Below are 14167 nucleotides of genomic sequence, written 5' to 3'. Positions count from 1 at the left end.
TGCGGGGTCGTCGTGGCTGGTCGCGCCCCCGCGGCGGAGCCGCATATCGATACGGCCCCGCGCCCCTTGTCGGCGTTGCGCCTACGGCAGTTTCAAGGTGACCGCCGACTGCAGAAGCTCAGGTGCCGTCCACGCCGAGCGTCGGCCCGCGTACGGCGTGCCGAACGTCGTCGTGCCCAGCAGGAGTTGTTTCCTGGTGCCCTCCGGGGCCGTCACCGGGATCTGGGTGCCGGCCGGGGCGGTGACGGTGACCGTGTCGCCGACGCGGTACGCCGTGACCCGGCCGGCGTCGAGCGCGGACCGCCAGGCGGCGCGGCGCTTCAGCTCGGTGCCGGCGGCGCTGTGGCTCGGGTTCTCCAGCGGTGTGTTGTCGGCGAACATCGCCCGGTAGTCGGCGAGGATCTTGTCCAGCACCGGGTAGAGGATGCGGTCCTCGGCCAGGTTGGACTGGTGGACGTAGTGCGGGCGCGGGTCGCCCGCGAGGACGTGGCCGAGGGCGATGCGGGCCTCCTGCGGGACGATGTAGGAGTCGTAGCCGGTGGCGAGGTCCAGCGGCTCGTCGAGGCAGGTGGAGTTGGCGTTGTCCTCGCAGGCACCGCTGCCGCCGTCGGCCCTGGAGGTGTAGATCCAGTTGTACTCGTCGGTCATCTCCGCCTCGGTGCCGACGTTGTAGTACACGTTCATCGGATGCCGGGGCACGGTCACCGCGGCCCCGACCGGGCGCTGCTGCGGTTCGCGGGAGTTGTCGGAGGCGATCCACTTCACGCCGGTGTCGGCGAGCGCGCCCGCCAGGTTCGGGTTGTCGGCGGGCTGCTGCGGCAGGGTCTTCAGGCCGGAGTGCTCGCCGGTGACCAGCTCGGTGCGGTCGACGGGCAGGCCCTTGGCGGTGGCCCAGTTCTGGTTGTCGCGGATCTGCGCGGCGATCTCGGCACGGCTCATGTACCGGGTGCTGCCGTCGGCGTTCTTCGCGCAGGTCCACGGCACGGTGGAGGTGTCCTGCACACAGCCCAGGAAGGGGTGGGTGTAGGTGTGGTTGATCCAGCGGTACCGCGCCCGGTCGGCGAGCAGCCGGTCGGCGAGCGGGTCGGTGCCGCCGTTCTCGGTCTTCCACTGCTCGCCGGAGCCCGCGTTGTAGACCATGTCGAGGGTGAAGCCGCGCTCGCGCTGCCACTGGGCCGCGTAGGCCGCGTCGGCGGCGGTCATCCGGATCGGCGTGGTCCCCTCGCCCTCGCCGCCCGCGCAGTCGAGGTCGCCGGGCGTGCAGTCGCGCTCGGTGTCCCAGCGGCTGTCGGCGGCCAAGACGTCGTCGACGTGGACCGCGAAGTGGTTGCGGGAGCGGCCCAGGTGCACGCCCTGCGTCAGCCATTCGACGACGCCCCGGGCGAGCGCCCGGAACTGCCGCTGGTGCTGGTTGTAGGCGAACGTCACCACCAGTTCGCGGCGCCCGTCGTGGGCATACTCCCCGACGACGCTGCCGCGGCCGGTGCCGCCGGGCACGGGGATGTCGACGTAGCTGGTGAAGCCGGCGCGGGGCCGGGCCACGTAGCCGTAGCTCTCCTGGACGGCCGGGTCGATGTCCTCGAAGGCGAGGGGGCCGTCGAGATAGCCGAACCAGCCGGCCCTGCCGGCCTCGGTGACGGTCGCCTCGCGCCCGTCGAGCGCGCCGGCCCAGCCGCCCTCGCTGGTGTGGTCGAGCCCCACCCCGGGATGGGCCCAGGTGTAGGCGTCGACCTGCGGGACGCCGTACGTGCGCTCGTAGGTCTCCAGCGCGGTCTGCTCGGCGGAGCCCGCGCCGAACGGGGCCTCGTGGGGCAGTACGATGCCCTGGAACCTCGCCCGGGGCCTGCCGTTCACGGTGTCGCTGAGGAACGCCTCGGTGACCGCCGGGCGGCCCGGGTCGTTCAGGTCGAGCGTGGTGTACGGGATGCCGGTGCTCTCCAACTGGGCGGTGATGGCCTCGACGGAGCTGTCCCCGTTGTCCACCACCAGCACCCTCAGATCGATCCGCGGCTCGACCGCCGCCGACGCTCCGGGCACCCCCAGGCCCAGCGTCATCAGTCCGGCCGCCGTCAGAACCGCGACCGTTTCTCTCCTTCTGCGCACGCGTGGCGCCATGGTGTCCTCCCCCCAGAAGATCCCCCGTGTCCGTTCGGCCCTTTACGACCCCCGGGCCATTTACGGAGGATCACGCGGAAATCATGCGAACCGGTGAGCACGGGACCCACCGGAACCCGACGAGTGTGACCCAGCTCATCGAGTGCGAGGATCAGGAAACGGCCACGACGCCACTCACAGGTGAACGCCCGCAGGCGTGAGCGAATGAACGCGCGAGCGTAGTCTCGTCCCAGGTCCGCGCCGCACAGACACGGACCCGGACGAGACCTCCTCGAAGGGCCGGATCCAGGGTCGGCTGTCGGGCCCGGCCGACCCACCCTGTTCGGCCACAGCAACTTCACATCGGAAGCGAGAATTCACCACCGTGACTGCTCTCACTCTCAGCACCGCCGCGGCGGCCGGCCTGCGGGCCGACGCGATCGTGATCGGTGTCACCAAGAGCCCGAAGGGCGGAAAAGGGCTCGCCGTCGCGCCGGGCGCCGAGGCCGTGGACAGCGCCTACGACGGCAGGCTCGCCGGTCTCCTGGAGACCCTGGGCGCCTCCGGTGCCGAGGGCGAGGTGACCAAGCTGCCCGCGCCGTCCGGCTTCAAGTCGCCGCTCGTGGTGGCGGTGGGCCTGGGCGCGCAGCCGGACAAGGACGGCGAGTACGACGCCGAGGCGCTGCGCCGCGCCGCCGGCGTGGCCGCCCGCGCGCTGTCCGGCTCCAAGAAGGCCGCCTTCGCCCTGCCGGCCGCGGACGCCGCCGCGATCGGGGCGATCGCCGAGGGCGCGCTGCTCGGCGCGTACTCCTTCGACGCCTACAAGGAGAACGGCAGGAACGCCAAGGACAAGAACGGCAAGGCGCCGCTCGCCGAGGCCGCGATCCTCGGCGGCAAGCCCCGCGACAAGGAGCACAAGGCCGCCCTCGAGCGCGCCACCGCCGTCGCCGAGGAGCTGAACCGCGCCCGCGACCTGATCAACACCCCGCCCAACGACCTCAACCCCGAGGCGTTCGCGGCCATCGCCCAGGCCGCGGCCAAGGAGCACGGCATCAAGGTGCAGGTGCTCGACGAGAAGGCCCTCGCCAAGGGCGGCTACGGCGGCATCCTCGGCGTCGGCGGCGGCTCCGCGTCCGCGCCGCGCCTGGTGAAGCTGTCGTACACCAACTCCAAGGCGAAGAAGCACCTGGCCTTCGTCGGCAAGGGCATCACCTACGACTCCGGCGGCATCTCGCTGAAGCCGGCCGGGCACAACGAGACGATGAAGTGCGACATGAGCGGCGCGGCGGCGGTCTTCGCCGCGGTCGTCGCCGCCGCGCGGCTCGGTCTGGAGGTGAACGTCACCGGCTGGCTGGCGCTCGCCGAGAACATGCCGTCGGGCTCCGCCGTGCGCCCCGGTGACGTGCTGCGCATGTACAGCGGCAAGACGGTGGAGGTGCTGAACACCGACGCCGAGGGCCGGCTGGTGCTGGGCGACGCGCTGTGGGCGGCGTCCGAGGAGAAGCCGGACGCGATCGTGGACGTGGCGACGCTGACCGGTGCGATGGTGCTGGCGCTGGGCAACCGCACGTTCGGTGTCATGGCCAACGACGACGCGTTCCGGACGGCGATCGTGGAGGCCTCGGAGGAGGTCGGCGAGGAGTCCTGGCCGATGCCGCTGCCGGAGCACCTGCGCAAGGGGATGGACTCGCCGACGGCGGACATCGCCAACATGGGCGAGCGGATGGGCGGCGGTCTGGTCGCCGGTCTGTTCCTGCGCGAGTTCGTGGGCGAGGGGATCACCTGGGCGCACCTCGACATCGCGGGGCCGGCGTTCAACGAGGGCGGGCCCTTCGGGTACACGCCGAAGGGTGGCACCGGGTCCGGGGTGCGGACGCTGGTGCGGCTCGCGGAGCTGACGGCCGCGGGTGATCTGGGCTGACGCCCGCCCACTGAGTCGGGTGTTTCCGCCGCGGGGCGGCTTCAGGGGCGTGGGGGCTGGTCGCGCAGTTCCCCGCGCCCCTTGGCGGCGTCCCCTCACCCGGCGTCACGAGTGAACGTGCTGTGTCTCACACCCCGGCCCCGCGTCTCGTCCGGTGCGGACAAGTGCGAAGATGGGGCTCGGCAGGACAGGGCCCCACCTAAGGGCCGAAGAACGAGCGGCCGGACACCAGCCGCCGACCGGTCACTGGAGACCGGCGTGGCGCACATGCATGGAGGACGTGACGTGGCGAACGACGCCAGCACCGTTTTCGACCTAGTGATCCTCGGCGGTGGTAGCGGTGGTTACGCCGCGGCCCTGCGCGGGGCGCAGCTGGGCCTGGACGTCGCCCTGATCGAGAAGGACAAGGTCGGCGGCACCTGCCTGCACCGGGGTTGCATCCCCACGAAGGCCCTGCTGCACGCGGGCGAGATCGCCGACCAGGCCCGCGAGAGCGCGCAGTTCGGCGTCAAGACCACCTTCGAGGGCATCGACGTCCCGGCGGTCCACAAGTACAAGGACGAGGTCATCTCGGGCCTGTACAAGGGTCTGCAGGGTCTGGTCGCCTCCCGCAAGGTGACGTACATCGAGGGCGAGGGCCGGCTGTCCTCCCCCACCTCCGTCGACGTCAACGGTCAGCGGGTTCAGGGCCGCCACGTCCTGCTGGCGACCGGCTCCGTGCCGAAGTCCCTGCCGGGCCTGGAGATCGACGGCAACCGCATCATCTCCTCGGACCACGCCCTCGTCCTGGACCGCGTGCCGAAGTCCGCGATCATCCTGGGCGGCGGCGTCATCGGCGTCGAGTTCGCCTCCGCGTGGAAGTCCTTCGGTTCGGACGTCACGATCATCGAGGGCATGAAGCACCTCGTCCCGGTCGAGGACGAGAACAGCTCCAAGCTCCTGGAGCGCGCCTTCCGCAAGCGCGGCATCAAGTTCAACCTGGGCACGTTCTTCCAGAAGGCCGAGTACACCCAGGACGGTGTCAAGGTCACCCTGGCCGACGGCAAGGAGTTCGAGGCCGAGGTCCTGCTGGTGGCCGTCGGCCGCGGCCCGGTCTCGCAGGGCCTGGGCTACGAGGAGGCCGGCGTCGCCATGGACCGCGGCTACGTCCTCGTCGACGAGTACATGCGGACCAACGTCCCGACCATCTCCGCGGTCGGCGACCTGGTCCCGACGCTCCAGCTCGCGCACGTCGGCTTCGCCGAGGGCATCCTGGTGGCGGAGCGGCTGGCCGGTCTGAAGACCGTCCCGATCGACTACGACGGTGTCCCGCGGGTGACGTACTGCCACCCGGAGGTCGCCTCCGTCGGTATCACCGAGGCCAAGGCCAAGGAGATCTACGGCGCGGACAAGGTCGTCGCCCTGAAGTACAACCTGGCGGGCAACGGCAAGAGCAAGATCCTGAAGACCGCGGGCGAGATCAAGCTCGTCCAGGTCAAGGACGGTGCCGTGGTCGGCGTCCACATGGTCGGCGACCGGATGGGCGAGCAGGTCGGCGAGGCCCAGCTGATCTACAACTGGGAGGCGCTGCCGGCCGAGGTGGCCCAGCTCATCCACGCCCACCCGACGCAGAACGAGGCGCTCGGCGAGGCCCACCTGGCCCTGGCCGGCAAGCCGCTGCACTCCCACGACTGACCTCCCTCGGTCACTGGGCGCGACGACACAGACTTCCGCAATTCGTAAGGAGCAACAGAAACCATGGCGGTTTCCGTAACCCTTCCGGCGCTCGGCGAGAGCGTCACCGAGGGCACCGTCACCCGCTGGCTGAAGGCCGAGGGTGAGCGTGTCGAGGCCGACGAGCCACTGCTCGAGGTCTCCACCGACAAGGTCGACACCGAGATCCCGGCCCCCGCCGCCGGTGTCCTGGCCTCCATCAAGGTCGCCGAGGACGAGACCGTCGAGGTGGGCGCCGAGCTGGCGATCATCGACGACGGCACGGGCGCGCCCGCCGCCGCCCCGGCTCCGGCCGCCGAGGAGGCTCCGGCCCCGGCCGCCGAGCCCGCCCCGGCCCCCGCGGCCGAGGCCCCGGCCGCCCCCGCCGCCCCGGCTGCCGCTCCGGCCGCGCCGGCCGGTGCCGCCGAGGGCACGGACGTGGTCCTGCCCGCGCTCGGCGAGTCCGTCACCGAGGGCACCGTCACCCGCTGGCTGAAGTCGGTCGGCGACAGCGTCGAGGCCGACGAGCCACTGCTCGAGGTCTCCACCGACAAGGTCGACACCGAGATCCCGGCCCCGGCCTCCGGTGTGCTGCTGGAGATCGTGGTCGGCGAGGACGAGACCGCCGAGGTCGGCGCCAAGCTGGCCGTCATCGGCGCCCCGGGTGCCGCTCCGGCCGCCGCGCCCGCCGCCGAGGCCCCGGCCGCCCCCGCGGCTCCGGCTGCCGCCCCGGCCGCCCCCGCCGCCGCTGCCCCGGCCCCGGCCCAGCCCGCGGCTCCGGCGCCCGCGCCGGCCGCCCCGGCTCCGGTCACCCCGGCGCCTGCCGCTCCGGCCCCGGCCGCCGCGCAGGCCACCGACGAGGGCGCCTACGTCACCCCGCTGGTGCGCAAGCTCGCCGCCGAGAACGGTGTCGACCTGTCCACCGTCAAGGGCACCGGCGTCGGCGGCCGTATCCGCAAGCAGGACGTCGTCGCCGCCGCCGAGGCCGCTAAGGCCGCTGCCGCCGCTCCGGCTCCGGCTCCGGCTGCCGCCGCGCCGGCTGCCGCCGCCGCCAAGAAGGCGCCGGTCCTGGAGGCGTCCCCGCTGCGGGGCCAGACCGTGAAGATGCCGCGGATCCGCAAGGTCATCGGCGACAACATGGTCAAGGCGCTGCACGAGCAGGCCCAGCTGTCGTCGGTCGTCGAGGTCGACGTCACCCGCCTGATGCGTCTGCGTGCCCAGGCCAAGGACTCCTTCGCCGCGCGCGAGGGCGTCAAGCTGTCCCCGATGCCGTTCTTCGTGAAGGCGGCGGCCCAGGCGCTGAAGGCCCACCCGGTCATCAACGCCAAGATCAACGAGGCCGAGGGCACCATCACCTACTTCGACTCCGAGAACATCGGGATCGCGGTGGACTCCGAGAAGGGCCTGATGACGCCGGTCATCAAGCACGCGGGCGACCTCAACATCGCCGGCATCGCGAAGGCCACGGCGGAGCTGGCCGGCAAGGTCCGCGCCAACAAGATCACGCCCGACGAGCTGTCCGGCGCGACCTTCACCATCTCCAACACCGGTTCGCGCGGCGCGCTGTTCGACACGATCATCGTGCCGCCGGGCCAGGTCGCGATCCTCGGCATCGGTGCCACGGTGAAGCGTCCGGCCGTCATCGAGACGGAGGAGGGCACGGTCATCGGCGTCCGCGACATGACGTACCTGACCCTGTCCTACGACCACCGCCTGGTGGACGGCGCCGACGCCGCGCGTTACCTGACCGCGGTCAAGGCGATCCTGGAGGCGGGCGAGTTCGAGGTCGAGCTCGGCCTGTAGGCGCCTCTCGGTGCTCATGACGGTGCCCCCACCCGGAATCTCCGGGTGGGGGCACCGTTGTGGAGGGCGCGGGGCCCTCTCAGCGGGGGATCACGCCGGTGGCTGCGGGGTGACCGCGGTCCACGGGGACGTACACACGAGATCGGTCCCCGGCACGTCGCAGAAGGTTTCCACCACCCTGCCGGTGGTGGTGATCACCTGGACGTTCAGCGTGTTGCCCTGCACGGTCACGGTGATGTCGCACGGGTTCCCCGGAGCGTTCGGGTTGTCCGAGAGATCCGACCACGTGTACGCGCCGGGGGTCGGCTGGAGGCTCCGCGAGCCGACCGAGATGTCGCCGTCGGGGTCGACGACCCCGGTGAACTGCTGCGAGTCCCGGTTGTAGCTGTCGATGCTCACGCACGGTCCGGGAGGGCCGGGAGGGCCCTGCTCGCCCTTGCAGGGGTCGCGGTGGCTGGACCCGCAGTTGCCCGGGTCCGGGTTGACCTGGTCGATACTGTGGGCCGCGGCGACCCCGGACGGCGAGACGCCGAACAGTGCGGCAGCCATGATCATCGCGCCGCCCAGCCGAAGACCGTATCGCCGGGCGGAGGCCCGGGTCTCGGAGGGTGGTTGTTTGACTTGCATCATGAACGCTTCGTGTCCCATCTGATCGGGGGGATATGGCGCGATCATTTGATACGAATCATTCGCCCGCGGCTCGCGACACACGCGCCGGAGCGTGACGATTCACCGGTCCGGCGCAGAGCGGACCGGCACGGCGCACCGGCTCCGGCACCACCCGCGCTCCCCCCGCCCGCACCGGAAACGGCATCAGCACCCGGCGACGCACCACCGGCATGTAAGCCTCGTCTCACCTGCGCCAAAGCACCGTCGCAGGCCCTTCCGGCGAAGCGTCCGGGCCTTATTGTCTAAACGTCAAACGCCCTAAGGAGCCCTCATGACCGCGCCCGTCGTCCACTCGCTGCGCGAACAGATCCGCGAGCACATCCTCGAGGGGATCATCAGCGGACGCTGGCAGCCGGGCGAGCGCATCGTGGAGCGCCGGATCGCGACCGAGCTGGAGGTCAGCCAGACACCCGTGCGGGAGGCCCTGCGCGAGCTTGAGTCCCTGCGCCTGATCGAGTCCGCGCCGAACAAGGGCGTCCGGGTGCGGAACCTGACCGCCGCGGACCTGGAGGAGAGTTATCCGGTCCGGGCGGGCCTGGAGGCGATCGCGGCCGAACTGGCGGCGGAGCGGCTGGCGGAGGACTGCTCGGCGCTGGAGCCGCATGTGAGTGCGCTGTACGACGCGGACCGGGAGTCCGACGGCACGGCGCAGGTGCGGCACACGGTGGGCTTCCACCGGGAGCTGGTGCGCGCCGCGGGCAACTCGGTGCTGCTGCACACCTGGGAGGGCCTGGGCATCGAGGTGTTCACGGCGCTGTCGATCCGCTGGCTGGGCACGGTGCAGCAGTCGTACGCGGAGGAGCACGAGGAGCTCCTCGCCGCGTTCCGCCGCCGTGACCCGCGTATCGCCGAGATCGTGAAGGCGCACGTGCTGGGGTGCGCGCCGCGGGCGTGACCGGACGGCCGCGCGGTCGCCGCCTCCGGGGCCGCCATCACCGTATGCCCTAGTGTGACCGGCATGTCCGAAACGCCGCAGCACTGGGCCCGCTTCAAGGAGTCGCCATTCCTGCCGGCGACGGTGCTGGTCCTGATCCTCGGCGCGGCCGCGGGCCTGTTCGCCTGGTCGTACACGTACGCCATGGCCGATCCGACGCCGCGTTCCGTTCCGGTGGCGGTGCTCGGCCAGTACGAGCAGGCGCGGGGCCGGGCCTTCCTGGACGGCATGGAGGAGGCGCTGAACGCCTCGGTGAAGGTGCGCGCCTACGACAGTGCGGCCGCCGCCCGGGACGCGGTCGACGAGCAGGAGATGTTCGGGATCTTCGAGGTCCGCGGCGACGGCGCCGCCGTCACCCTCGACGTCTCGGGGGCGTCCGGCGCGTCGGTGGCCGAGGTGCTGTCGGAGGCGGCGCTGGAGGTCGGCGAGAGGACCGGGGTGTCCGTCACCGTCCAGGACATCAAGCCGCTCCAGCCGGGCGATCCCCGCGGGCTCGCGATCTTCTACATCTCGTTGGCGGCGGTGATCATCGGTTTCGTCGGCGCGATCCAGCTCAGCGTGCACGCCCGGGCGCTCAACCCGCTGGAGCGGATCGCGTTCACGGTGGCGTACGCGCTGCTGGGCGGGTTCGCGATCGCCGCGGCGGTGGACTGGCTGCTGGGGGCGCTGGACCTGCCGTTCCTGGCGTCGTGGGGGATCCTGGCGCTGACGATGTTCACCAGCGGCATGGTCTTCACCATGTTCAACACCCTGATGGGCCGCTGGGCGATGCTGCCGACCTGGGGTCTGATGGTGCTGCTGGGCAACCCGTCGTCGGGCGGCGCGGTGTCCTGGCCGCTGCTGCCGTCGGCGCTGGGCACGATCGGCCGCTGGCTGCCGCCGGGCGCCTCGGTGAACGCCCAGCACACGGCGGTGTACTTCCCCGGGCGCCAGCACGCCTTCCCCTATCTGGTGCTGATCGGCTGGTCGGTGCTGTCCTGCGGGGTCTTCCTGAACTGGTCGCACCGGCATCCGGGCGGCCGGGACAAGCCCGAGTGACATCCGAGCGTTTCTCCGCTCATGCGCGCCCCACCTGCGCAAACCCTTCCCCAGAGCGTCACCGCGTGCCATCACTCAAGGCACCGCGTGCCGACTTTCTCGGTATCGAGAGGTTTTGGACATCAACCCTTTGATCGATCATCGATCAGGGAGTTACAGTCACCGACGGGCTTCCACCGAAGCCCCAGCCCTGTCCTGCCAAAGACCAAGGGCACCCCCGAACCCTTACCGATGAGGGAACCCCCTTCGACTGAGGAAGGCGGCGACATGACCGACCCCAACGCCATCCAGCCGAGCGCGCTCGACCAGCTCCCTGACCGCGACCCCGAGGAGACCGCCGAATGGCAGGCCTCGCTGGACGCGGTCGCCAAGGCGGCCGGCCCGCACCGCGCCGCCTACCTGATGCGGCGCACGCTGGAGCGCGCCGAGGGCGCCGGCGTCGCACTGCCGAAGCTCCTGGAGACGGACTACGTCAACACCATCCCCACCGCCGCGGAGCCCGCCGTTCCGGGTGACGAGGCGATGGAGGCCCGGATCACGGCCTGGAACCGCTGGAACGCCGCGGCCATGGTGACCCGCGGCTCGAAGTACGGCGTCGGCGGCCACATCGCCACCTTCGCCTCCGCGGCCTGGCTGTACGAGACCGGCTTCAACCACTTCTTCAAGGGCAAGGAGGCCGACGGCTCGGGCGACCAGCTCTACATCCAGGGCCACGCCTCCCCCGGCATCTACGCCCGTGCCTTCCTCGACGGCCGGCTGAACGAGGACCACCTCGACAACTTCCGCCGCGAGGCCGGCGGCAACGGTCTGCCGTCCTACCCGCACCCGCGCCGGCTGCCCTGGCTGTGGGAGTTCCCCACCGTCTCGATGGGCCTCGGCCCGCTCTCCGCGATCTACCAGGCGCGCTTCAACCGCTACCTGACCAACCGCGGCATCAAGGACGTCTCCGCCTCCCACGTGTGGGCCTTCCTCGGCGACGGCGAGATGGACGAGCCGGAGTCGACGGCGGCGCTCGCGCTGGCCGCGCGTGAGGAGCTGGACAACCTCACCTTCGTCATCAACTGCAACCTGCAGCGCCTCGACGGCCCGGTCCGCGCCAACTTCAAGATCGTGCAGGAGCTGGAGGCCCAGTTCCGCGGCGCCGGCTGGAACGTCGTCAAGACGCTGTGGGGCTCCGCCTGGGACGAGCTGTTCCAGCTCGACACCACCGGCGCGCTGGTACGCCGCCTGCGCGAGGTACCCGACGCGCAGGTCCAGACGTACCAGACCCGCGACGCCGCCTACATCCGGCAGGACTTCTTCGGCAAGGACCCGGCGCTCGCCGAGATGGCGAAGCTGCTGAGCGACGACAAGATCCTGGAGATCTTCCACTTCTCGCGCGGCGGTCACGAGCCGCGCAAGGTCTACGCCGCCTACAAGGCCGCCGTCGAGCACAAGGGCGCGCCGACCGTGATCCTGGCGCAGACGGTCAAGGGCCACACCCTCGGTGAGGGCTTCGCGTCGAAGAACGCCAACCACCAGATGAAGAAGCTCTCGGTGGACGAGTTCAAGACGATGCGCGACCTGCTCGACCTGCCGATCAAGGACAGCGACTTCGCCGACGGCGTGGTCCCCTACGGCCACCCGGGCGCCGACTCCCCCGAGGTCCGCTACCTCCAGGAGCGCCGCGCCGCCCTCGGCGGTCCGGCCCCGGCCCGCCGCGTGCACCCGGTCGCCCCGCTGCCCGCGCCCGCCGACAAGGCCTTCGCCTCCTTCGACAAGGGCTCCGGCTCGCAGAACGTCGCCACCACCATGGCGTTCGTCCGCCTGGTCAAGGACCTGGTGCGCGACAAGGAGACCGGCAAGCGCTGGGTGCCGATCGTCCCCGACGAGGCGCGCACCTTCGGCATGGAGTCGCTGTTCCCGTCGCTCGGCATCTACTCCCCGAAGGGCCAGACGTACGAGCCGGTCGACCGCGACCAGCTGATGTACTACAAGGAGGCCGAGAACGGCCAGATCCTCAACGAGGGGATCACCGAGGCCGGTTCGATGGCCGACTTCATCGCCGCTTCGACGTCGTACGCGACGCACGGCGAGGCGATGATCCCGTTCTACATCTTCTACTCGATGTTCGGCTGGCAGCGCACCGCCGACCAGATGTGGCAGCTCGGCGACCAGCTCGGCCGCGGCTTCCTCGTCGGCGCCACCGCCGGCCGCACCACGCTGACCGGTGAGGGCCTGCAGCACGCCGACGGCCACTCGCCGGTGATCGCGGCCACCAACCCGGCCGCCCTCACCTACGACCCGGCGTTCGCGTACGAGATCGCCGTGATCGTCAAGGACGGTCTGCGCCGCATGTACGGCGAGGCGGCCCCGGGCGAGGACCCGAACGTCTTCTACTACCTGACCGTCTACAACGAGCCGCTGCCGCAGCCCGCGAAGCCGCAGGGCCTCGGCATCGACGAGGGCATCGTCAAGGGCCTGTACCGCTTCAACACGGCGGAGTCGGCGGGGCTGACCCCGGTGGCGAACGCCCCGCGCATCCAGCTGCTGGGCTCCGGCACCGCGATCCACTGGGCCCTGGAGGCGCAGAAGCTGCTCAGCGAGGAGTGGGGCGTGGCCGCCGACGTGTGGTCCGCGACCTCCTGGAGCGAGCTGCGCCGGGACGCGCTGGAGGCCGACGAGGCGCTGCTGCGCGGCGAGGAGCGGGTGCCGTTCGTCCGTCAGGCGCTGCAGGGCGTCGAGGGCCCGGTGCTGGCGGTCTCCGACTACATGCGCCAGGTCCCGGACCAGATCGCGCAGTGGGTCGAGCAGGACTGGTCCTCGCTCGGTGCGGACGGTTTCGGCCTCTCCGACACCCGTGAGGCCGCCCGCCGCCACTTCGGCGTGGACGCCCAGTCGATCGTCGTCGCGGCCCTGGCCCAGCTGGCCCGGCGCGGCGAGGTCAAGGCGACGGCCGTGAAGGAGGCGCGCGAGCGCTACGGCCTGTAAGGCCGGCCGGTCACGAGGAGGCCCCCGCTTCGGCGGGGGCCTCCTGCATGATGTGCGCATGCGTGCTGCCCGGCTGATCAAGATGGTGCTGCTGCTCCAGTCCCGGCCCTCGATGACCGCCGCCGAGCTGGCGCGGGAGCTGGAGGTGTCGGAGCGGACGATCACACGGGACGCGCAGGCCCTGTCGGAAGCGGGCGTACCGGTGTACGCCGACCGCGGCCGGGCCGGCGGCTACCGGCTGATCGGCGGGTACCGGACCCGGCTGACCGGGCTGCACCGCGGCGAGGCCGAGGCGCTGTTCCTGTCCGGGGTGCCGGGGGCGCTGCGCGAGATGGGGCTGGAGGACGCCGCGTCGGCGGCCCGGCTGAAGGTGTCGGCGGCGCTGCTGCCGTCCCTGCGGGACGCCTCCCGTACGGCGGCCCAGCGGTTCCATCTGGACGCGCCGGCCTGGTTCAAGGAGCCCGCGACCCCGCCGCTGCTGCCGGTGGTCGCCGACGCGGTGTGGGACGACCGGCGGGTCACCGCCCGGTACCGGCGCGGTGAGGGGGAGGTGGAGCGGCTGCTGGAGCCGTACGGGCTCGTGCTGAAGGCGGGCGTCTGGTACCTGTGCGCGCGGGTCGCGGACGCGGGCGCGTTCCGGACGTACCGCATCGACCGCTTCACCGCCGTGGAACCCGGCGAGGACCGGTTCGTGCGCGACGAGGAGTTCGACCTGCCCGCGTACTGGGAGGAGCAGGCCGAGCGGTTCGCGCGCTCGCTGCTGCGCGCCGAGGTCGTCGTCCGGCTCACCGAACGCGGCGTGCGCGCGCTGCCGTACGCCGTCGACCCGCTCTCCGCCCGGGACGCCCTGGCCACCGCGGGCGGACCCGATCCGCGCGGCCGGGTCACGGTCACCCTGCGCGTGGAGTCGGAGGAGGTCGCCCACACCCAGCTCGCGGCCCTCGGCCCGGAGGCGGAGGTGCTGTCCCCGGCGTCCCTGCGCGAGCGTTTCGCGGAGGACGCGCGGAGGCTGGCCGAGCTGTACCGGTCATAGCGCCCGCACTCCG

At 71.6% G+C, this 14167-nt stretch carries 9 protein-coding genes; 7 read left to right on the top strand and 2 right to left on the bottom strand.

The features are described 5' to 3' along the window. Window positions 1–81: 81 nt before the first annotated feature. On the bottom strand, window positions 82–2115 hold the full coding sequence (locus ACSU6L_RS27230; RefSeq protein ID WP_437060937.1) for a hypothetical protein: 2034 nt from the start codon (window positions 2113–2115) through the stop codon (window positions 82–84). A 364-nt stretch (window positions 2116–2479) separates the two neighbouring features. On the opposite strand from ACSU6L_RS27230, the gene ACSU6L_RS27225 reads away from it, so the two are divergent. The 3 genes from ACSU6L_RS27225 to sucB all read left to right on the top strand — a co-directional run bounded on the left by ACSU6L_RS27225 (window position 2480) and on the right by sucB (window position 7510). Further along, a complete protein-coding gene (locus ACSU6L_RS27225) occupies window positions 2480–4015 on the top strand; it encodes a leucyl aminopeptidase (RefSeq protein ID WP_437060935.1) in 1536 nt (511 codons plus the stop codon). Between the two features lie 285 nt (window positions 4016–4300). Beyond that, complete coding sequence (gene lpdA, locus ACSU6L_RS27220; RefSeq protein ID WP_437060933.1) at window positions 4301–5689, top strand: dihydrolipoyl dehydrogenase; 1389 nt, start codon at window positions 4301–4303, stop codon at window positions 5687–5689. Window positions 5690–5752: 63 nt separating this feature from the next. After that, complete coding sequence (gene sucB / locus ACSU6L_RS27215) at window positions 5753–7510, top strand: 2-oxoglutarate dehydrogenase, E2 component, dihydrolipoamide succinyltransferase (RefSeq protein ID WP_437060931.1); 1758 nt, start codon at window positions 5753–5755, stop codon at window positions 7508–7510. Between the two features lie 90 nt (window positions 7511–7600). On the opposite strand, the gene ACSU6L_RS27210 is transcribed toward sucB, so the two are convergent. Continuing rightward, window positions 7601–8059, bottom strand: coding sequence for a hypothetical protein (locus tag ACSU6L_RS27210; RefSeq protein WP_437060929.1), 459 nt, complete (start codon window positions 8057–8059; stop codon window positions 7601–7603). A 391-nt stretch (window positions 8060–8450) separates the two neighbouring features. Between ACSU6L_RS27210 and ACSU6L_RS27205 the strand changes: the two genes are divergently transcribed. From ACSU6L_RS27205 to ACSU6L_RS27190, 4 genes are all read left to right on the top strand, one after another. After that, window positions 8451–9074, top strand: a complete 624-nt coding sequence (locus tag ACSU6L_RS27205) for a GntR family transcriptional regulator (protein ID WP_437060927.1) — start codon at window positions 8451–8453, stop codon at window positions 9072–9074. Window positions 9075–9137: 63 nt separating this feature from the next. After that, the gene (locus ACSU6L_RS27200; RefSeq protein ID WP_437060925.1) at window positions 9138–10151 is read left to right on the top strand and encodes an ABC transporter permease; all 1014 of its coding nucleotides are present in this window, start codon (window positions 9138–9140) and stop codon (window positions 10149–10151) included. Between the two features lie 267 nt (window positions 10152–10418). Further along, a complete protein-coding gene (aceE, locus tag ACSU6L_RS27195) occupies window positions 10419–13121 on the top strand; it encodes a pyruvate dehydrogenase (acetyl-transferring), homodimeric type (protein WP_437060923.1) in 2703 nt (900 codons plus the stop codon). A gap of 58 nt (window positions 13122–13179) precedes the next feature. Beyond that, entirely contained in the window at window positions 13180–14154 is a 975-nt protein-coding gene (locus tag ACSU6L_RS27190) for a helix-turn-helix transcriptional regulator (protein WP_437060921.1), read from the top strand. The last annotated feature ends 13 nt before the right edge of the window (window positions 14155–14167 follow it).

Source organism: Streptomyces sp. enrichment culture, assembly GCF_964272855.1.
Lineage (GTDB): Bacteria > Actinomycetota > Actinomycetes > Streptomycetales > Streptomycetaceae > Streptomyces.
This window is presented reverse-complemented; position numbering and strand designations above follow the sequence as displayed.

Coding starts and splice junctions, on each gene's coding strand:
- ACSU6L_RS27230 (WP_437060937.1), bottom strand. CDS start 2,115: ATGGCGCCACGCGTGCGCAGAAGGAGAGAAACGGTCGCGGTTCTGACG.
- ACSU6L_RS27190 (WP_437060921.1), top strand. CDS start 13,180: ATGCGTGCTGCCCGGCTGATCAAGATGGTGCTGCTGCTCCAGTCCCGG.
- ACSU6L_RS27205 (WP_437060927.1), top strand. CDS start 8,451: ATGACCGCGCCCGTCGTCCACTCGCTGCGCGAACAGATCCGCGAGCAC.
- ACSU6L_RS27200 (WP_437060925.1), top strand. CDS start 9,138: ATGTCCGAAACGCCGCAGCACTGGGCCCGCTTCAAGGAGTCGCCATTC.
- aceE (WP_437060923.1), top strand. CDS start 10,419: ATGACCGACCCCAACGCCATCCAGCCGAGCGCGCTCGACCAGCTCCCT.
- ACSU6L_RS27210 (WP_437060929.1), bottom strand. CDS start 8,059: ATGGCTGCCGCACTGTTCGGCGTCTCGCCGTCCGGGGTCGCCGCGGCC.
- sucB (WP_437060931.1), top strand. CDS start 5,753: ATGGCGGTTTCCGTAACCCTTCCGGCGCTCGGCGAGAGCGTCACCGAG.